Origin of the sequence: Methanomicrobium sp. W14 (genome assembly GCF_017875315.1) — an archaeon.
Lineage (GTDB): Archaea > Halobacteriota > Methanomicrobia > Methanomicrobiales > Methanomicrobiaceae > Methanomicrobium.
The window spans coordinates 509,550-528,834 of sequence record NZ_JAGGMM010000001.1 but is presented as its reverse complement, the minus strand read 5'-3'; the positions used below and the strand labels follow the sequence as shown (position 1 = coordinate 528,834).

The following is a 19,285-nucleotide window of genomic DNA, read 5'->3' as shown; positions in this document are numbered from 1 at the left end:
TTTATTCCCAAAGGGACCTTTTAATTTTTAATTACTGTTGTACTATCTTCTGTCAACGAACCTTTTTGGCCTGCCTGTTATTTTGTGAAGCTCAAGTCCGCCTTTATTTGTAAAGTTAAACATTATCCTGAAATATCCGTCCAAATAATCTTCCGTAAGACCGGGTATTTTTTTCAGCAGGGCCCCGGTAAAATTGTTTTCAACAAGTCTTTTGTCGCATGACGAAAGATCTTTGCACTCAAGACTTACCCTGAGAACAGTTTCACCTTCATCTCTTCCCCCGTATAAAAATGCCTCGTAGTCTCCTGTTATGTAGCCCATATTTTCCGTTTGAAAAACGCCGCTTTCTATATCTACGCGGTTTACGGGGGAGTCAGATATATATATAGTTTCAGCCTCGCGGAAGGGATTGTCTATTCTCATGTGAGTCCTGCCGCACCTGCACTTATCCCTGCTTATAACTTTTGTAATATCCTCGGTGTCATAATTTATCAAAACGTTTGCTGCTTTTTCTCCTTTCGGTACAAGTGTTGTAAGGACAATTTTTCCTTTCTTTCCGTCATCAACGAAATTCTTCATTGAAGAGTCATAGAGGTCCATGTGAATCAAATCCTCTGCGACATGAAGACCTGCCCTTTCACGGCATTCCCCGCACATAGTGCCTTCTGTACTTCCGTAGGTGTTGCATACTTCAATACCCCAGACTTCGTCAAGATAATCCCTTGACTCTTTCGCAAAACTTTCCCCGCCGACAATAAGTTTTTCAACCCCGGACTCACGTGGATTTATTCCGGCCTCTTCAAGCCTCTGCGCAAGGTGAAGGAGTTTGAATACGCTTCCGACTATTGCTGTCGGACGGTAATTTTCTATGACTCTTACCTGAAAACTGCATCTCCCTTCAGGAATTACCGTAAACCCTACCCTGTGCGCAGCAAGAGTCATCGTATTCGCCCCTACGTTCATCCCGTATGAAGCACAGACCGCCATCCGGTCACCTTTTTTCAGGCCCTGAGATACAAATATTCTCGAATACTTCTCGGCGTATCTTTTCCAGTCGTCCCATGCAAGAAAAAAGCTCTTCGGGACACCGCTTGTTCCGCTTGTCTCGTGAATCGTATATACGTCACTGCATTTTACACTCCTGAAAAGGAACTCTTTTGCAGCAGGCGGCTGGTTTTTTCTTATGACGCCGCCGGATATTACCGGAAGCTCTCTTAAGTCATCATGGGATTTAATATCACGCGGGTCTGTCCTGTTTTTCTCGAACCACTTCCTGTAAAAAGGAGAGTTCTCTGCGGCATATAACACGGTATTTTGCACTCTCTCGTCAACGAGACTATCCAGCTCATTTCTCTCCATCTTTTCAATAGAAGAATTGTAAAAAGACTCTTCAGTCATATCATCCCAGGCCCCCGGCGAAAAAACATAGACGTTCTCATATTTTCCTGGAAACAGATATATTTTTTTGACATATGTATGAAAAACGAAATATCATTTTATAATTACTCCACCGTTCTTTTCAGTGGTGTCTGTCCTGTCCGTTTTCTGCATGACCGGCCGAAAAAGATACAGAAAAACATATTATTTCAATTTTCATTCATTTCAGGTTGAATTTTCTGCAAAGCGGGACGCAATGGTTTATATTGGATAACAATAATATTTGCACTTATAATGACAGAATGGACTCATATAGAAGGCAGAAAAAAAAGAGACCTGAAACTCTATGCTTTGAGTACCTGTGGTCACTGCAAAAGAACAAAGGAATTTCTGGACAACTCAAAAGTTGCCTATGACTATATATATGTAGATTTGCTTGATGAACGCGGACTTGAAAAGGTATATGATGAAATGAAAAAATTCAATCCACGCGGCTCTTTTCCGACGCTTGTATTCGACGGAAAAGATGTTATAGTCGGCTCAAGAATTGACGAAATAAAAAAGGCTCTTGGTATAAATGACTGAAGCAGAACCAAATGACAAAAAAGTTGAACTCAGACTTAAAAAACTGAGAGAAGACGCAGAGAAAGGCGGATACCATCTCAACCCTGATGAATCAATGGTAAAAGACCTGGTATCCGGGCTGGTTAAAAATGATGAGAGATACGGATTTGAATCATGCCCGTGCAGGCTTGTAATAGGCAAAAAAGAGAAGAACCTGGACATAATCTGTCCGTGCTATTACCGCGACGAAGACCTTTCGGATTACGGGTCATGCTTCTGCGCCCTGTATGTCTCTGAAGACGTCTGTTCGGAAAAAAAGAAAGTTGAACCAATCCCCGACAGGAGACTTGAGGAAAAAGAGAAAACCGAAACAGAAGAAAAGACCAAAGTTTCCATAAAAAACGCCCTGAATCTTAAATATCCTGTATACAGGTGCAAAGTCTGCGGATATCTCTGTTCAAGGCAAAACCCGCCTGAGAAATGTCCCATCTGCGGGGTCGGGGCGGACAGATTTGAAAAATACTTCTAAATATTAAAATTTTTAAATCCTTTATCGTGTTATCCGAAACAGTTGCAGTTGATGTAATATTAAGACCTCCTGACGAAATAACGGATTATGCAGTCAGGATCAACAAAATGCTTAACGAAATGACAAAAGACTATTCCCTTGTCCTCGGAAAAACTACGACAATTCCGCATATTTCCCTTGCAATGGGCGCCCTGAAAGTCTCTGATCTAAACGATTTCTATGAAGAACTGAGAGCAATAGGTGACAAATACATCCCTTTTGAGACTCTTTATAAAGGCCTTGCATCGGTTAAGACCTCTGAAAACAATACGGTGTCAGGAATGGACCTGATAAAGACCGGCAGTTTCACGGACCTGCAGGACGAGATAATATCAGCTTTTTTCAGTTACAGAACAGGACCTGTAAAAAAAGAGATGGTATACCCTGACAGGGAGGAAATAACCGGATTTACCCTGGAATATTCATCAGATTACCCGGAAAATTCAACAGGCGAAAATTTTTCACCGCATATAACACTTGGAAACGGCGATGTATACTGCCTTAAAAATGTCCCTTTTGCCCCCGAAAAATTCACATGCAAAAGTCTTGCAGTATGCCACCTGGGAAACCACTGCACGTGCAAAAAAATCCTGAGAGAATACACAAATTCTTTTTGATTTTTTTCATTTATCTAAATTTAATCCGATGCAATGTCCCCGCTTTCAAAATAAAAGTGCGCCTTTTTGATGAAAATGAAATATCCGCGAGTATAAAACCTATAGAAATACAAAACGGCCACCTCCCAAAAAACCTATATTTATTATTTGTTCTTTCTTTCTGGAAGAAGACCAAAAAATGCTGTCCCGGGTACTATTTTATAAACACCAATACAGGCCCCGATTCTAGTTTTGCATTAAAAACAAAGAGAACATTTACACGGCAGGTGTAAAATAAAATGGTTTTTGATGACAACAATTTAAATGATTTAAATAACAAACGGATTTGGCTTATTTTTGTAAAATGCACAAGTTTTATTTTTTTAAATCAGAATTTATTTTGTAGAGGTTTTTAGATGCATTTTTCTGAACGACTGTTCAAACTCAAAGATCACAAAACTGACGTTAAAACCGAGGTTAATGCAGGTATCGTTACATTCATGACAATGGCCTATATTGTCATCGTAAACCCTGCCATACTCGTTGCGGCAGGAATTCCCATAGGCCCTTCAATGGTCGCGACCATCATCACCGCTGTGTTCGGCACGCTGATAATGGGAATTTATGCTAACAGACCTTTTGCAATTGCACCTTACATGGGCGAAAACGCCTTTATTGCATACACTGTATGTGGTGTACTTGGTTATTCATGGCAGACCGCCCTTGGAGCGGTTTTCATAAGCGGTATACTTCTGGCCCTGCTTACCATTGCCGGCGGAAGAAAAGTTATGTGCGAAGCCATACCAACAAACCTGAAATACAGTTTTTCAGTTGGTATAGGACTTTTTATCGCTTTTATAGGTCTTGTTAATTCCAAAATCGTAGCCCTCGGTACAGAGTCTGCCCCCCTGCACCTGGGAGACCTCGGAAGCCCGGAGGTTATTCTGGCTATTTTCGGGTTTCTGCTTATTTCTACACTGACAGTCCGGAAAATCAAGGGGGCTATCCTGGTGGGAATCCTTGCAACATCTCTGATAGGCTTTATATCAGGCATTGCAGCTGTACCTGAAGCAATTGTCAGTGTGCCCCCCGATATAACACCGGTACTGTTCCAGCTTGATATTGCAGGAGCCCTTACATGGGGGTTCTTTGCGGTTATCCTGACGATTTTCACCATGTCTTTCCTGGACACTATGGCAGGGCTTATCGGGATATCAGCACAGGCCGGTTTCCTGGACGAAAAGGGAAACCTGCCTGAAGTCGAAAAGCCTTTCCTTTCCGACGCCGTCGCAAACATTATAGCTCCTCTTGTAGGGACTACGACAAGTGGTGCATTTGCGGAATCCGCAACAGGAATCCGGGCGGGCGGGAGGACAGGTCTGACAGCTGTGGTTGTAGCAGTTTTGTTTGCACTGTGCCTGTTCTTTTCACCTGTCCTTACCTCCATACCTTCAGCGGCAACAGGCCCTGCAATGATAATGGTAGGGCTTTTGATGACGCAGCCTATAAAAAAGATGAATTTCTCCGATTACTCGGAAATGATCCCGGCAATAGCTGTAATTGTCCTTATGAGTTTTACATACAATATCGGAGTCGGGCTTTGCAGCGGATTTGTCCTGTACCCGCTGTTTAAAACAGTCGGCGGAAAATGGAAAGAAATCAGCAGACCTACATGGTTTTTGTTTGCACTGTGCCTGTTATTTTTCATCTTCTACCCGTACTGAAAAAAAAGTTATTTTAATATCACCCTTTTTTGCTCATAAAAAGACTTAAGGAAAGCCCGGTTATCAGGGCCACAAGGGCATCAGTTGCGAAGTACTGTTTTGACAAAAGAACATCCATGGGTGTCCCGCCCCAGAAATACCCAAGCAGCACCGACAGTATAAAACCGAATACAAAGGCGACGGCAAGGTGGGCAAGGCCTTTTTTATAGTCATTGTATGTAAGCCTTACAAAGATTAAGGCAGCGACCATGAATATGACAAATACCGCAAATCCTGAATCAACACTGACAGCGGCAATCGTTTTTGACGAAAAAATACCGAACTCCGCTACGATTAAATAAATTATAACCATTCCGACTGAATTATCCTTTGCGAAGTTTGAGAGCTGCGAAGGAATATAAGGTGAGGACAGAATATTGTTCTCCTCTGAAACCTGAACAGCTGAAACGTTATCGCCGCCTTTTAAACCAGCACCGGCAGCAACTTCCCCGGGGTGCTCTTTCTTCCGGCTTTTTAATGCCGCTCTTACCTTGACCACAGCGACAACCAGAGCAAAAATACCGCATGCAAGACCGGTGAATCCGACGACTACCACGTCAGGGGTAAAGCCGTACGTGACAATCCTGAAAAGGAAATTATTCAGGAATATGTATACTGCAATAAGAATTATGACAAGCAGTACAATTTTTTTAAGGATATGCATCATGAACCTTGCCGATTTTATGGCAAGATATACAACCGAATAAATTATGACAAGGGATAACAGGATTGCAAAAAGGTCTCCTGACAAAGCCTTTTGCGGAAGTTCTAAGATAAAATCAAAGATCTGGCCTACTATCCCGGCAATTTCACCCGTAATTTTGATCTCTCCCCTCTAAGTATAAAAATCACTGATACAAACAAATACAAATTATATATCATATGATATAAATAGTGTCTACCTTCCTGAACCGGCATTCAAATGCCGGTAAAAAAGCAGTGTTTCGCTTAACAGAATCCTGTGATATATGCCGTATTTTTGTAAAATGCCTGAGATCATATTAAATTAACGCAAACGATATGAATTTTTCATATCAAACCTTTACCTGAAAAGGGCATTGAATGCCACAGGACTTTTATATGGCTAATAACTGGCTAAATACACGGTTAACACCCGGATGCAGAGTGATTTTGGTTTTTGCTCTAAGTCTTATTGTTTTTGTACAGTCTGCATATGCAGTTGAGATTACCCTTAACAGCACCTCGGCGGAGCAGTTCGGAGAAGGTATCAGCTACACCGGAGCTGACACTCTTATAATAAACATCACTGAAAATGCAGAAATAAATACAGGCGGCAGCTTCGGGATTGAATCGGACGTTCCTGTTAAAATAAAGGGAACAGACGACAGCACTCTTACTATTATCGTTAACAACAGCAGTGATAGGCTGTATGGCATCAAAGCGCCCGACGTTTACGTTGAAAGCGGAAACCTGAACATTAAAGTAACAGGACAGGGCCAGAACGGAAGCGGCAGCGCTTTCGGAATATACGCGGACTCTGGAAACGTTACAGTTTCCGGCGGCAGCATAACAACACTGGAAGACACAGAGTGCCATAAAAACAAGGGAATCTATGCTTCACATTATATCACCGTTACAGGTGGCAGCATAAACGCTTACCAGCACGGCGGCAGCAACACCTTCGGACTTGACGGGGGAGACGTAACTACAAACCAGGACACAGACGGCGGCATAATAATCTCAGGCGGATACGTGAATGTAGTTTCAAATTCAGCCTCAACCAGAAATTACGGCATAGATTCCAAATACGGAACGGTAAATATATCCGGCAGTTCTGTAATTTTCATAAAAGAGGACGAAAGCGGGTCAAGAGACAATTTTGCATACAACGAAAACATCACAACAATTTCAGGTGGCAATGCGGTGGTGTTTACATCGGAAGGGAAGAACAATGAAAATTACATCCTCAGGAAAAATGCCATCCTGGCAAAAAGCGTTTCACTCCTGAAAGACGAAACCTTCGAAATACCGAAAGGGAAGTCTCTTGCAGTCCCGGAAAACGCTGAATTTACCGTGCCCGCAAGTACTACATTTCTTTTCGGCGACAACACCTATGGAACCCTTGAATTCTCAGGTTCAGAAGTGAACGGGAACGGTGCCACAGTATACAAGGGAAGCGGGAACAGTCATGAAGATGAAGACTCCGGTTCTGCGAACAAATCCCCGGTATCTGTGGCTTTTGTAATTCTGGCACTCGTTGCCGCACTGGTATTCATTGCAAAAAGAAAGTAGTTCATTAAAAAAATTTATTTTTTTTTCTTCCCGTTTTTTATAATTTTCTCATGAAATACAGATGAAAGACATTCATTGAAACTATGCTTGAATGGCTGCATTTATCTGCTTATCTACTTTATTGCATTGGACTGATAGGGATTCTGATGAGGATAAAACCGTCTGGAAGAATCTGGTATTAGAAGAATTAAATGATTAAATCTCTTATTTTAGGAAGAATGATAAAATTAGATTTTTGTTGAAAAATTACAATTGGTTGAACATAGTTCCTAATATAAATCTGGTATTATGGATATAACAATGAGTAAATTCAAAAAAATTAATTTATTGTGAGTGAGATAATGTGTGTATTTGAACTATTAAATAATATTAGTGTTATCAGCGGTGTTTTTGGCGTGATTTTTGGCGCGATTTTTGGTCATTGGTCTGCTGTAAATCTATGGAATAAACAAATTAAACATGTGCAAAAAAATGTTGCATCTGGATTTTTAATTGAATTTGATTTTTTAGAGTCCATGATTAATGATTTTCTAAATAAAATAAAAGAAATTGAAGATGTAGAAGTGGGTCCTGAAGACGAGAGAAACCTCAAAATAAGTTATAATATTCTTCAATTATTTAAGAACGAGATCTATTCTGATATAGGAACCTGGAATATATTAAAAGAAAAAGTCTATGATTTACCAACTGATTTGTGTCAAAAATTGGATATTTTTTATTCGTATATTTTATCTGCAGAAAGAACGCGGAAAATTTTTACGGAACAGCCAATGATTCAATATAGAGAAAGGTTAATTGAACAATTGACAAATGCAAAGGGTTTAATTCCTGAATTACGTGTCTTACTAGAAAAAACTGCAAAAAGAAAATAAATGAATATGAATTCGAATTAATGACGGCAAAATCTTTAGAATTTATAGATTTGATCTCTTTTTGTTGCGAATTATTTACGATAATTCTTAGTAATTATTAAAATATAACAAATTGTAAACGCTTTGAACCAAAAAGTAATCACGCCCCGGCCGGGATTCGAACCCGGGTCGAAAGCTCCGGAGGCTCTCAGGATATCCACTACCCTACCGGGACAGGAAACAATATATTTATGCCTGATTTTAAATTAAAGCTCTATTAGATATGCTTCAGTTATTAATAATACTAACTGAATAGTGATAAAAATAGATTTACTCTTTAATAGATTAATTTTTTTATTTTGAATGGAATTCTAATGATCTCACAAAATTCAGGTCACCTTAAATCAATGTCAATCTACAAATTAGGAATTTAATTTTACCGTCTCTGAATACACTTACACAAAATTAAGTTAAATATCCTTAAATTTTGCAATGATAAGTTCCAAGAATTCACTAAATTATCATAGGTTCTTTGATTACATTTACCAAGGATATAGAAGTTGATTATTTATACGTAGTAAAAATTTTAAATAAACACGAACATCATAATAGAATTCTTCAAAAGTCCCAATATCTCTATTTTTATACGCATGAATTGCATTTCGCCGCCGCTGGATCTTTAGAATCCAGGTATCCCAATCATCGCCATCCTTTACCCAAATTTTCTTTTTAAAAAATTCACGTAATTTATCTAAACTTAAACTATCAGGATCAATCAAATCCCCCTTGTGCCTAATTGCGTCAATATCTTTTTTGTAATCTTCATACCAGACAGATAAAAATAATTTCATCGTTCCTTCAACAAGACTTCCCAAATTAACCCAAGCTAAGATTAGACGACCATTATTCTCATCAACAGAAGATTCTATCAACCAAATTTTCAAGCATTTTGATAATGATACTTGCTAATCAAGACGCGATTTACTTAGTAGATGAGCAGCTTCAATCGGTGCCCAACCATCAGCTTTTATCCAAAAATGATTTAGATCCTCATTAAGTCGAATTATACGGGTGATAACCATATCTACAGGTATATCTTCAAATTCGGAGATCAATATACTCATAGATGATGTCTTTTAGATTAAACAAGTTTATTTGTTACGACTATGTCTGTTATTTCTTCCTTATTCCAAAAAACAATCATCCCAAAAATATTTAGGAAGATACTTTAAAGGCTGTTTTCGAAAGATTTTAGAAAATATCAAGAGGTAGATAAGGGGATTTCAGTCCCAATATCCTACCAGAATATCAGACTCAAAAATTTAGTTTATTCTTCTTCTATTTTCTTGTATTCTCTTTCTTTTAAAATATTTATAGGATACAGAATCAATTTTAATCGGACTTAAGTAAAACTAAAAAATTTTGTAATTTAATTTTTGCATTTTTGCAATTGCAGCAGAATACCCCTTACCCTCTAATATCTCTTCTCGTTGTAGAGGGCCCATATCCTGCATGCACCCTCGTGGCTTACCATGCACGGACCGACAGGATTTTTAGGCGTACAGGCCTTCCCGAATAGTTTGCAGTCCGTAGGGTCGGATATTCCACGCAGGACCTTATCGCAGATGCATGCCGAATTCTTCTCGACATGCTTAACCTCGACACCGAACTTTTTCAGCGCATCGTATTTGCCGAATTCCTCCTTAAGCCTCAGGCCGGAGTCGGGAATGACAGGAAAACCCCTCCATTCGACATCGCACGGCTCAAAGACTTTGTAGACCATCTGCATCGCCTTTTTGTTTCCTTCCCTTACAACTGCCCTCGGATATGCGTTTTCAACCTCGGCACGTCCCTCCTTCACCTGCTTTACCAGCATGTAAAGCCCGAGGAGGATATCTTCAGGCTCAAAACCCGCAACGACCTGCGGAATATGAAACTGTTCATACATTTCATACCCTGCAACGACGCATACATGACCCGGCAGCATAAACCCGTCAAGCGATGCCTCTCCCTGTTCAATCAGAAATTTCATTGCAGGCGGAACGAACCTGTGCGAACACAGTATACTGAAATTGTCAGGCGGGTTCGTTAAAATAGCCGCCGCAACTGTCGGCGCAGTCGTTTCAAAGCCGACCGATATAAAGACTACCTCTTTGTCAGTCTCTTTTGCAATTTCAACGGCCTTATGGACACCCTGCACGACCCTCACATCACCGCCGCACGAATCAAGAGAGCCTTTTGTACCGGGAACACGCATCAGGTCACCGTATGTTGCGATAATGCAGCCTTTTTCAGCCAGTTCAAGTGCCGCATCAATCTCCCCCTGTGGAGTAATGCACACTGGACACCCCGGCCCCATAACAATTTTAAGCCCTTTTGGCAGAATGCTTCTAAGACCGGACTTTGCAATTGCCGCCTCGTGCGTACCGCATATGTGCATAAAAGTATATTCACGGTCCACAATTTCATCAAGCGCCTTTTTAATCTCACTACCGCCTGCCATTGATACCTCTTATATATCCTATATAACTAATCAAATTTATTTGTGCTCAAAAAAAACAGGAAAATAATTTTAAATACGGTTAATTTTTTGAAAAAAAATTAAACGGAAGAGTTCCAAAGAAAAGCAGTCAAAAATTATTTGTTAAAATATGTTACATATTCTTCCGGTATTTCCTCATAGCTTCCTATGATAGCCTGGTTAAGCTCCCTTAAGTTGTGGACAATCTGCTCCGTACTCTTCATCTGGATTGAGAGGTTCAATACAAGGTTTTCTTTGCTTATAGTATCGTTTTTGACATGATCAATTATATTTAAAAGGTTCATCCGGACCATTTCCGCAGGAGTCTTAAGCCTCATTGCCGCTTCCGATATATAGTTGATCATCGTCTTAAACATCTCCTTTTCCCGGCTGATATCTGTCGCAATAATGGAAGTGCCTATAACGGAACAGGAATTATCCCTGACAGGAGAAACATTCATAATGACTGTCACAATTTTACCGGATTTTGCCAGCATTCCTGTTTCAAAACCACCTGTATGACAGGAGTCTTCCATCCTGTTAATTTCCCCGGAAATTTCATCCAACTTCTCTTCCGGAATTATCACAGACAGATTTCTGCCGATAATTTCAGAGGACATGTATCCCAGAATCCTCTCGGCGGAATCGTTCCAGCTGATTATGTCCCCGTTCAAATCCAAACCAATAAACGCTTCGTTTGAGGACTTAACAACATTCGAGAGATATGCGTTCTCGTATTCAGCCTTCATCTGGTCTGAGACATCCCTTGCAATGCTCACTGCATACCATTTATTGTTGATTAAAACCGAAGATACGGATACTTCAACGGTAATCTTTGTCCCGTCCTTTCTTTTCAGTTTTCCTTTTTTGAAAAAACTGTTTTTAAGACCGGTTTCTTCGGAGACAAAACTTTCAAACCTCTCGGACATTTTCAGGGCTTTATCTTTTCCTAGGCAGAGACTAATTATTTCAGTAAAATTTCTGCCGGTGATCTCATCCATACTATAACCCAAGATCTGTTCTGCAGCTTTATTCCATACAACCATAGAGCCGCTGTTGTCAAACAAAACAACAGCATCAGGAATCGTGTTTATCAGTGATATAAACTCACTGCAAAAATCCACAGATGAATACGTTTTTTCCATATTTACCCCGCTCTGAGATATAAGGATTGAGATCCAAATTATTCCTACCCGTTATATATCGTTTATAATATTTATAGATGAAACAAACCGTCAACCCCTTTGACGGCGTGCTGCATTATTAATAAAAAAAATTATTTCACGGAATAGAAAATTCCTCTTTCTCCTTTGGTTTCGATAATAAGATCTTTTTCTTCAAGTATACTAAGATATTTGTTGACCTCATTCATATGCAGCGACGTAATACTGCAGATATCCTCAATGGTGCACGGCCTGCGGGCTATGGTCTGAAGAATCAAATCCATGATATCACCTAAAAAAGCTTTATTCTGGATTCGTTCTGCAGGTTTTCCGGCAATTTCCACATTATCATGGTTTATCCTGTTCTTCACGTCGGTCATCGTCCTGTCGTCGGCAGCTCTTATCCAGTCCACCGCGCCGGGTCTGTCGAGAGTATTAAGCTGGATTTTTTCAGGCTTTATCTTTTCAATAACCCTGTTTATTGCGTTTATTTCTGCATCTGTGGTATTTATGCCGCTGACGACAAATATTTCCATCCAGATTTTTCCCCTGAATTCACGGCTGAAATCTATAATTCCACGGTTTACCGAATCCACATCAAGAGAGCTGTGGGGCCTGTCAAGCAGCCTGAAGGAATCATTCTTGGCGCTGTCAAGAGATGGTATCACAAGGTCAATATCCATGCATTCCCTGCGGACTTCTTCGTCGGTAAAAAGGCTGCCGTTGGTGAGAAGGGCTATTTTGTATTCCGGGTAATTTTTTTTGAGAAAAGCGGTTATTTTCCCGATGCCTCTATTTAGTGTAGGCTCTCCTGAGCCCGCATACGTGATATAGTCCAGGGGGGGGTGATTTTTCAGAACGCAGTCCAGCTCTCTTATGACATCATCGGAAGAAACATACTCTTTTCTCTGGGTTGTAAGATTTGTGGTTCTTCCGCACTCACAATATATACAGTTGTAGGAGCAGGTCTTGAGAGGCACAAGGTCCACTCCAAGTGATATCCCAAGCCTTCTGGAAGGTACAGGGCCGAAAATGTATTTATGATGCATAAATCCCTGCGTAAAATATTAGATTCAATAGATATTTAGTAGTGTCAGTAGTAAGTTTATGTCAACCGACTTTATCGGGGGATTATTATGAAAATCTGTATTACAGTAAAAAACGGCAACATGGAAACTGCAGTGGAAAAAAACTTTGGCAGGACACCCTACCTGGCAGTATATGACACGCAGACAAAAAAGACTGAATTTATAGAGAACACAAGCAGTGCTATGGCAAGCGGAGCAGGAAGGAAAACTGCACAGGCCGTAATAGACAGCGGTGCAGAGTATGTCATCACAGGGATGACCGGAGGAAATGCTGTGGATGCCCTGAAGGCCGCAGGGATACATATAATAAAAGCCGGTCCGGGGGCGACGCTTAAAGAGGCAATTAACGATTTTGAAATAAAGAACTCCTGTTGAAAAGTTTACTCGTGAAAAAAGGTGTAAATGTGAGGATTACTGTTGCAAGCGGTAAGGGAGGAACAGGGAAGACAACATTCTCTGCAAACTTTGCGTGGTCCGTCTCAAAAAATAACAGGGTAATGCTCACCGACTGCGATGTTGAGGAACCCAACCTTCACATATTCTTTGGCGGGGAAAAGACGTCAGAGGAGGTTTTTGCAAAAAAACCACGTGTTGACGCGGGATTATGCACATTCTGCGGGAAATGCGCAGGGTTCTGCCGTTTTGGTGCCATAAACGTCCTTAAGAACAGGGTTTTAATATCTGATCCCGTCTGCCATTCCTGCGGAGGGTGCACTATAATATGTCCTGAAAATGCAATCTCAGAGACAGAGGTTTCAACCGGGGAAATATCAGTTGTGAAAGTTTCTCCAAACCTTACGCTTGCAGAAGGAAGACTTTACCCGGGCCAGCCGTCAGGGACTGGTATAATAAAGGCTCTTAAGGGGAAATGCGAAAAAAAAGAGACTGTAATTTCAGATGCCCCGCCGGGCTCTGCATGCCTTTTCCTTGAGGCAGTTTCCGACAGCGACTACTGCATTCTTGTCACCGAGCCGACTCCTTTCGGGCTGCATGACCTAAAGGCCGCATATGAGGCGGCAAAGGCGACAGGTGTTCCGACAGGAGTGGTTATAAACAAAAGCCTCGGCGACGACTGCGATGTGGAGGAGTTTTGCAGGCTGAATTCGCTTGAAGTTATAATGAAAATTCCAAATGACATAAAAATTGCCGAAATACAAAACAGAGGGGAACTGTTTTCAGAAATATACCCGGAGTGGACTGATAAATTTACATCCCTTTACGGCAGACTTTGCAATGTAATCAGGGGTGGTGACGTATGAAGTCGGTTGCGGTCGTGAGCGGGAAAGGAGGGACCGGGAAAACTACAATTACAGCGGGTTTTGCCTCCCTCCTTGCAAAAGAGAGACTGACTGTTGCAGACTGTGATGTAGATGCGGCAAATATAAACCTGCTTTTCAGTGCAGCGGACGATCACAAAAAGGATTTCTTCGGTTCCGATGCATCGGAAATAGACTGTGACAAATGCATCTGCTGTGGCCTGTGCGAGGAAAACTGCAGGTTTGACGCAATTTCATACAACAACAGTTTAGACTGTTTTGAAGTTAACGGAATAAAATGCGAGGGCTGTGCAGTGTGCACCCTTGTCTGTGAGAATAAGGCAGTCTCCCTTTCAAGAAAGAAAACCGGGAATATTACGGTCTCTTCAACAGGAGATTTTAAAATCGTCCATGCAGACCTCCTTCCCGGGTGCGGGTCAAGCGGCCTTCTTGTAAAGGAAGTCAAAAAAGAGGCCGAAGATTTGTCTCAAAATAATGGTGTTATTCTTATAGACGGCCCGCCGGGAATAGGCTGCCCTTTTATCGCGGCCGTCAGCGGAGTTGACTACGCTGTAATCGTTGCAGAACCGGGTCTTTCATCGCTGCATGACTTGAAGCGTGCAATTGAGGTCATCAGAAATTTTGGTGCAGAGATGTTTGTAATAATCAACCGCTTCGATTTAAACCCCGATATTACCAAGAAGATAGAAGACTTCTGTTCTGATGAGAAAATAACTGTCGCAGGAAAAATTCCCTATGACCTGAAAGTCTTTTCAGCAATAAAGAACCTGAAGCCGGTAACGTATTACAACTGCCCCGCGTCTGAAAAAATCAGGGAGGTTTTTTCTAAAATATCCGGAATTACAGGACTTTGGGGTGAATAAGAACTGATTTAACTGGAAATATGAATTTAACAGTAAATTTTTTAAAATAAGGACTATGAAGGTAAATTAATGTACGGTGTTTCAACAAACTGCCTTTTAGAGACAAAACTTGAAGATGCCCTCGCTCTTCTGTCAGACATCACCTCAACAGTTGAAATTATGGACGACGGTCTCCATTATCTTGATTCAGCCGAAGTTCCGGAGTCATTTTCATATACGTATTTTCTTCATGCACCTGCACGTGGTGTGAACATTGCGTCCCAGCTTGAACCCATAAGAAAGGCAAGCGTTAAGGTAATAAAGGACTGCCTGAAAATAGGCTCTGATATTGAAGCAAAGGGTGTTGTAGTCCACCCGGGATATTTTACATGGACCGTTGAAAAGGACGTAGGTGTTTTTCAGCTAGAAAAGTCACTGATAGAGATAAATCAAATATCCGACGAATACTCAATGCCTTTTTTCATCGAGAATATGCCTAAGTGGGACTATTTTTTCCTCCAGACACCAGAAGACCTCTCCTTAATAAAGGATTTTCCACTGGCGCTTGATGTCGGGCATGCACACATGAACAACTGCCTGGATGAATTTCTTAAAGCCGAGGTTTCACATTTCCATATCCATGACAACGAGGGTTTTTTGGACTCGCACCTTGCGATAGGGGACGGCAATATAGATTTTGCGCCTGTCTATGAAAAGATTGCAGAAAGCAGGGGATGCCCGATAGTGGAGACTGCAACATTTGACAGTGCAAAACGCAGTGTTAACATATTAAAGCGCCATAAATAGCTGTTTTGATAATTTTTGGCATATTTTTTCAGTGAAGAAAACAGGCAGACTTTCCGGGGATATTTAGTTAAGATTTTATATGTATCACATCGACTTTATAATGCAATTCAGATCAAAAAACATCTGCCTCAGTGGCTTAGTGGCATAGCGCGTCCTTGGTAAGGACGAGGTCGCGGGTTCAACTCCCGCTTGAGGCTTATTCCCTGAAGTTCAGCTCTTTTATATGATTATGACATAATTCTGGTTATGTCACCAACCACCACGCATAAATTAACGGGAGACACTTTTCATAACCTTTCAATTGAGAAGGCTTTTAAAACTCTGAATACAGCTCTTGATTCAAACAGAATTTCCAAAAGGGATTATGACCTTATCTCTGAGTATATCAACCTTAAACGCGGATGCTCTCAGATTACCATTAGCAGAATAAGAAAACTTGTTTATCATTTAACAACCTGGAGAAAATACATCGGTGAATACGAATCCAACACTATTGGTGATCTTGCCAGGGGCATTCTGGTTTTGGAGAACTCAAAGACAGTAAAAGGAACTGAGTTCAGTCCTGAAACATTGTCCGACTATATCCATATAATAAAACAGTTTTACAAGTGGCTGATAGATGAGGGCCTTCTGATATCACTGAAAAACAGATAGGTAAATTAAAACCCCCGAGGACTGCCAGGAGCAAATATTCTGAAGATGACATTCTTACAATAGATGACATTAAGACCCTGATCGGTGCCTACAAGGACCTTGAAGAGCTTGCAATATTTACACTGCTCTATGAAGGTGCTCTCAGGATAGGTGAGATAGGGACCCTTACATGGGATATGATAGACTTTCATAAAACTCACGTGAACCTGAACATCAATTTTAAGACCGGATACCCACGCCAGATCCCGATAATTCTATACAAAGAATATATTACATTGTGGAGAAACACAAAGGACCCTGAACCCGGAAAACCGGTTTTCCTAAACAGATACAAAGAACCTTATCAATATCCTGCACTCAGAAAGCGTCTCAGGGTCCTTGCAAATAGAGCTGGTCTAAAGACATCTCTTCCCCCTCACCTCCTGAGACATACCCGGATAACCCATATGATACAGGAAGGTATGAACCGGGAGACGGTCGGCCTCATATGCTGGGGAAAGGTCAATGCTATGGAGCTTGACAGGTACGCTCACATGTTCGGCAGCGTGGACGACATTGTTCTCAGGCATTACGGGCTTAAGCAGAATAACGCTCAAAATGCTCCTGAAAAAACAGAACCGATACTCTGTCCGGACTGCGGGTATGTAAACCCTCCCGGGTCTCTTTTCTGCTTCTCGTGCAACAGGCCTCTGACAAAGGAAGCCGCGAAAACAGTTGAAAACTTCTCCAAAAACATAACTCCAGAGATGGTCCAGGAGATGGTTGCTCTTTTCCTTCAGAAACAAATGGAGGAAAAATCATGACAACTATTTTATTTTAGAATGAAGACAGATCCGAGCAGTCTCAATACATTATAACTTAACATTTTTTCACTTTCACGCCCCGCACGCCTGTACCGTATATCTGAGAACGTATGACAGTTTTCATCAGGGTGAATCAGTGGTATATGAAGATGATTTTTTTGAATGGCCTTGGCCTGACGATGAAGAATACAGAAAACTTTCAAAGATTATTGACACCCTGGATAAAATTCGGAAACAAGAAAAAAGGATTAAAAAGATATTATGTATGTAAATATTAAATATAATAAGATGGACAGAGTAGATGACAAAGAAATTATTATTTAGATCATAATTGAGGGGGTGAAATTATGGATCTTAGAGATATAGATTTAATGAGTTACTTGAGTGCATTAGGCGAAGAACTAAAAATTAATGAACTCAAAGATAGAGTAAAAATTCAAAAGTTAGTACTTATCGGTCAATGTGCAGGTGTAGATATTGGGAATTATAATTTCAATCTTTACCACTTAGGCCCATATAGTCCTCAATTAGCTGATCGTTATTATAGTGCTCAGGTCGCGATAAATGTTGGAGACCGTTCATATGAAGAGTATAAACTTAATCGGGGAGACTGTGAAAGTTTAGACAGAATTAAACCTCTTCTAAAACCTCCTGAAGGGATTGGATTAGATGAATATGAATGGCTTGAAGTAATTGCGACAGTAATTTTCGTATACAATAAAACAAAGAGCTGGGAACAAGCTGAAAAAATCACGAAGATACATAAAAGGTCCTTATTAAGCAAATCTAAACTAAAATTGCCTGATATTATTGAATCAATTAAAAAAACTAAAGCGTTTCATTAAAAATAATTTATTCTTTTTCAACAGGTATAATTTTTATCGCTTCAAATTCCACTTCATCATTTTCCTTTCTATTGTCATATTTTCTTGTTTCGTCTTTAAATTTGGTCATCTCTGAAGTATAATTATTCACAAATATTTCCCATTTGCTCTCTAATTGTGGTATTGATTTATTCCCAAATTTTAGATTCCATGCTTCTGAAAAGCTGAATATAATCATAGCAAATGATACAAGAATGACGATATAAGATATTAGTGTTCCAATGGCTGAGAATGACGCAGAAATGAGTCCTGCAAATATAAATATAGATATCATTGTTATAACTAAGGGTAATATCTCGGTTTTGTTTTTACAGAGCATTGAGTTTTCATCGTAAAAACTTGAGATTCCAGTCGCGATTATATATACTGAAAAAATTAATAATCCTATTATTAAATAAGGCATGAGCGTAATTAGCAATGATGAAGTTTTGAGAATTTCGTCTGTATTGTGGATAATAATGCCTGATATAACGTAATATGTGAACAAACTCATAAAAGGTAGCATAATTACGGCTGAATATACACATAAGCCGTATCTTTTCCAGTAATTTTTTGATCTACTGTATGATTTGCCTATTATGTATGGTATAATAATACCTATTGATAAGATATCAGTAAAATAAACCCACACTGGATCTATTTCAGTTACACTATCTGAATTCAGAAGATGTATAGGTACTATAAAATTAATAATTATCAATCCTGTATAAGCCCAGAAAGCCATGCTCCAAAATCTATTCCCGATATTTGCAAAGAATATTTCACATATAGACTCTGCTTTGCTTTTTTTTCTCTTTGTAGATTTTAAATTAATGTTTTCCGAGTCAAAATCAGGTTTATAATTTTCATATCCCTGGTAACCTTTAAAAAAATAATGATTCAAAGTTTTTTTGTTAATTAACTGAATATATGCTGTTTTTTCATTGATTTCATAACCTTTATGGAAAAATATAACTTCAGAAGGTATTAGAACCAATAAAGGCAGAAACATGTAATACGCATAGAATTTACTGTCTATCACTAAGTAAAAATTGAAAAGAAAAGTAAATATTAAAGCCACTGCAGAGATTGTTCCTGTCAGAAGAGCTATCTGTCCTTGTTTTAACTGGTTTATTTCAATTTTAAGTGCATCCTTCTCCTTAGAGATGAACTTGAAGAATAGATCTTCGCTATATACACATTCTGAATGATTAATATTACAGCAATTAAGTGTTTTATTTTCCAAATCATCCTTAGAATTATCCGTCAAAATATTATCCCCGCATTTAATATTA

21 protein-coding genes and 2 tRNA genes are annotated in these 19,285 nt (G+C 39.9%); 15 read left to right on the top strand and 8 right to left on the bottom strand.

The window, feature by feature from the left end:
- Window positions 1-42 precede the first annotated feature (42 nt).
- Window positions 43-1,398, bottom strand: a complete 1,356-nt coding sequence (gene ftsA / locus J2128_RS02805; protein ID WP_209689465.1) for a coenzyme F390 synthetase — start codon at window positions 1,396-1,398, stop codon at window positions 43-45.
- A gap of 273 nt (window positions 1,399-1,671) precedes the next feature.
- On the opposite strand from ftsA, the gene J2128_RS02800 reads away from it, so the two are divergent.
- From J2128_RS02800 to J2128_RS02785, 4 genes are all read left to right on the top strand, one after another.
- On the top strand, window positions 1,672-1,962 hold the full coding sequence (locus tag J2128_RS02800; protein ID WP_209689463.1) for a glutaredoxin family protein: 291 nt from the start codon (window positions 1,672-1,674) through the stop codon (window positions 1,960-1,962).
- Complete coding sequence (locus tag J2128_RS02795) at window positions 1,955-2,470, top strand: ferredoxin-thioredoxin reductase catalytic domain-containing protein (RefSeq protein ID WP_209689461.1); 516 nt, start codon at window positions 1,955-1,957, stop codon at window positions 2,468-2,470. Before J2128_RS02800 ends, J2128_RS02795 begins: the two co-directional genes overlap by 8 nt.
- Window positions 2,471-2,496: 26 nt before the next feature.
- The gene (locus J2128_RS02790; RefSeq protein ID WP_209689459.1) at window positions 2,497-3,126 is read left to right on the top strand and encodes a hypothetical protein; all 630 of its coding nucleotides are present in this window, start codon (window positions 2,497-2,499) and stop codon (window positions 3,124-3,126) included.
- Window positions 3,127-3,521: 395 nt separating this feature from the next.
- A complete protein-coding gene (locus J2128_RS02785; RefSeq protein WP_209689456.1) occupies window positions 3,522-4,829 on the top strand; it encodes an NCS2 family permease in 1,308 nt (435 codons plus the stop codon).
- A gap of 19 nt (window positions 4,830-4,848) precedes the next feature.
- Here J2128_RS02785 and J2128_RS02780 read toward each other — a convergent pair whose 3' ends face one another.
- The gene (locus J2128_RS02780; protein ID WP_209689455.1) at window positions 4,849-5,619 is read right to left on the bottom strand and encodes a hypothetical protein; all 771 of its coding nucleotides are present in this window, start codon (window positions 5,617-5,619) and stop codon (window positions 4,849-4,851) included.
- A gap of 380 nt (window positions 5,620-5,999) precedes the next feature.
- Between J2128_RS02780 and J2128_RS02775 the strand changes: the two genes are divergently transcribed.
- Together J2128_RS02775 and J2128_RS02770 are read left to right on the top strand one after the other, a co-directional pair.
- Entirely contained in the window at window positions 6,000-7,121 is a 1,122-nt protein-coding gene (locus J2128_RS02775) for a hypothetical protein (protein ID WP_209689453.1), read from the top strand.
- A gap of 329 nt (window positions 7,122-7,450) precedes the next feature.
- Window positions 7,451-7,993 (top strand): hypothetical protein, encoded by a 543-nt coding sequence (locus J2128_RS02770; RefSeq protein ID WP_209689451.1) that lies wholly within the window; start codon window positions 7,451-7,453, stop codon window positions 7,991-7,993.
- A gap of 142 nt (window positions 7,994-8,135) precedes the next feature.
- On the opposite strand, the gene J2128_RS02765 is transcribed toward J2128_RS02770, so the two are convergent.
- The 5 genes from J2128_RS02765 to J2128_RS02745 all read right to left on the bottom strand — a co-directional run bounded on the left by J2128_RS02765 (window position 8,136) and on the right by J2128_RS02745 (window position 12,705).
- A tRNA-Arg gene (locus J2128_RS02765) sits at window positions 8,136-8,207 on the bottom strand.
- 307 nt (window positions 8,208-8,514) lie between these two features.
- The gene (locus tag J2128_RS02760; RefSeq protein WP_209689449.1) at window positions 8,515-8,904 is read right to left on the bottom strand and encodes a hypothetical protein; all 390 of its coding nucleotides are present in this window, start codon (window positions 8,902-8,904) and stop codon (window positions 8,515-8,517) included.
- Between the two features lie 542 nt (window positions 8,905-9,446).
- The gene (hypD, locus tag J2128_RS02755; RefSeq protein WP_209689447.1) at window positions 9,447-10,475 is read right to left on the bottom strand and encodes a hydrogenase formation protein HypD; all 1,029 of its coding nucleotides are present in this window, start codon (window positions 10,473-10,475) and stop codon (window positions 9,447-9,449) included.
- A 134-nt stretch (window positions 10,476-10,609) separates the two neighbouring features.
- Window positions 10,610-11,638, bottom strand: coding sequence for a PAS domain-containing protein (locus J2128_RS02750; protein ID WP_209689445.1), 1,029 nt, complete (start codon window positions 11,636-11,638; stop codon window positions 10,610-10,612).
- Between the two features lie 131 nt (window positions 11,639-11,769).
- Complete coding sequence (locus tag J2128_RS02745; protein ID WP_209689444.1) at window positions 11,770-12,705, bottom strand: radical SAM protein; 936 nt, start codon at window positions 12,703-12,705, stop codon at window positions 11,770-11,772.
- Window positions 12,706-12,792: 87 nt separating this feature from the next.
- Here J2128_RS02745 and J2128_RS02740 point away from each other — a divergent pair, with 87 nt between their 5' ends.
- The 9 genes from J2128_RS02740 to J2128_RS02705 all read left to right on the top strand — a co-directional run bounded on the left by J2128_RS02740 (window position 12,793) and on the right by J2128_RS02705 (window position 17,972).
- Window positions 12,793-13,119, top strand: a complete 327-nt coding sequence (locus J2128_RS02740; RefSeq protein ID WP_209689443.1) for a NifB/NifX family molybdenum-iron cluster-binding protein — start codon at window positions 12,793-12,795, stop codon at window positions 13,117-13,119.
- A gap of 29 nt (window positions 13,120-13,148) precedes the next feature.
- The gene (locus J2128_RS02735) at window positions 13,149-14,003 is read left to right on the top strand and encodes an ATP-binding protein (RefSeq protein ID WP_209689442.1); all 855 of its coding nucleotides are present in this window, start codon (window positions 13,149-13,151) and stop codon (window positions 14,001-14,003) included.
- On the top strand, window positions 14,000-14,884 hold the full coding sequence (locus tag J2128_RS02730) for an ATP-binding protein (RefSeq protein ID WP_209689441.1): 885 nt from the start codon (window positions 14,000-14,002) through the stop codon (window positions 14,882-14,884). Before J2128_RS02735 ends, J2128_RS02730 begins: the two co-directional genes overlap by 4 nt.
- A 69-nt stretch (window positions 14,885-14,953) precedes the next feature.
- Entirely contained in the window at window positions 14,954-15,670 is a 717-nt protein-coding gene (locus tag J2128_RS02725) for a sugar phosphate isomerase/epimerase (RefSeq protein WP_209689440.1), read from the top strand.
- Window positions 15,671-15,795: 125 nt separating this feature from the next.
- Window positions 15,796-15,867, top strand: a tRNA-Thr gene (locus tag J2128_RS02720).
- Between the two features lie 49 nt (window positions 15,868-15,916).
- A complete protein-coding gene (locus J2128_RS02715) occupies window positions 15,917-16,324 on the top strand; it encodes a hypothetical protein (RefSeq protein WP_209689439.1) in 408 nt (135 codons plus the stop codon).
- A complete protein-coding gene (locus J2128_RS02710; RefSeq protein WP_209690190.1) occupies window positions 16,306-17,127 on the top strand; it encodes a site-specific integrase in 822 nt (273 codons plus the stop codon). The genes J2128_RS02715 and J2128_RS02710 overlap by 19 nt, the downstream gene beginning before the upstream one ends.
- 136 nt (window positions 17,128-17,263) lie before the next feature.
- On the top strand, window positions 17,264-17,398 hold the full coding sequence (locus J2128_RS12860) for a hypothetical protein (RefSeq protein WP_281069278.1): 135 nt from the start codon (window positions 17,264-17,266) through the stop codon (window positions 17,396-17,398).
- Between the two features lie 76 nt (window positions 17,399-17,474).
- Window positions 17,475-17,972 (top strand): hypothetical protein, encoded by a 498-nt coding sequence (locus J2128_RS02705; protein WP_209689438.1) that lies wholly within the window; start codon window positions 17,475-17,477, stop codon window positions 17,970-17,972.
- A 7-nt stretch (window positions 17,973-17,979) separates the two neighbouring features.
- On the opposite strand, the gene J2128_RS02700 is transcribed toward J2128_RS02705, so the two are convergent.
- The gene (locus J2128_RS02700) at window positions 17,980-19,260 is read right to left on the bottom strand and encodes a hypothetical protein (protein WP_209689437.1); all 1,281 of its coding nucleotides are present in this window, start codon (window positions 19,258-19,260) and stop codon (window positions 17,980-17,982) included.
- Window positions 19,261-19,285: the final 25 nt, after the last annotated feature.